At 60.1% G+C, this 597-nt stretch carries 1 protein-coding gene; it reads right to left on the bottom strand.

The genetic code is table 11. The features are described 5' to 3' along the window. A partial coding sequence (locus W930_RS0120980) for an IS3 family transposase (protein WP_028731289.1) occupies positions 1–597 on the bottom strand: 597 nt, incomplete at both ends.

Below are 597 nucleotides of genomic sequence, written 5' to 3'. Positions count from 1 at the left end.
GAGGTGTGCAAACGCTCTCGATTGTAATAGCCCTCGATCCAGTCGACGATATCCAAACGAGCCTGCGCTCGAGTTTCGTAGTGGACCTCATAGATTCTCTCGACTTTCAGGGTCTTAAAGAAGCTTTCCATAGGGGCGTTGTCCCACGCATTGGCACGACGGCTCATAGAGATCGTTGCCTTGAATCCGGCAGCCAGCTTTTGGTACGCCCGGCTTGCATACTGGGCCCCTCTGTCGGAATGTAACAGCAGTCCTGGCGCCGGTTTGCGTTGCCAGCACGCGCTGCGCAGTGCCTGGCAAACAAGCTCGGCGTCGATGCGTTCGGACATTGACCAGCCCACTACGCGTCGGCTCGCCAGATCGAGTATCGCTGCGAGATACAGCCAGCCTTCGCCGGTCCTGACAAACGTGATGTCGCTAACCCAGGCACGATCAGGCTGCCATCCGTTGAAACGACGATCGAGCAGGTTCGGCGCTACGGGCAGGCTGTGCGCCGAGTCCGTCGTGACCCGATAGGCACGCCTGTAGACCGGGCGCAAGTCCTGACGTCGCAAGCTACGTCGCACACGCTCCTCGCTCGCCGTGCGACCCTGGGCT

It is taken from the genome of Pandoraea sp. E26, from assembly GCF_000681415.1.
Taxonomy (GTDB): domain Bacteria; phylum Pseudomonadota; class Gammaproteobacteria; order Burkholderiales; family Burkholderiaceae; genus Pandoraea; species Pandoraea pnomenusa.
This window is presented reverse-complemented; position numbering and strand designations above follow the sequence as displayed.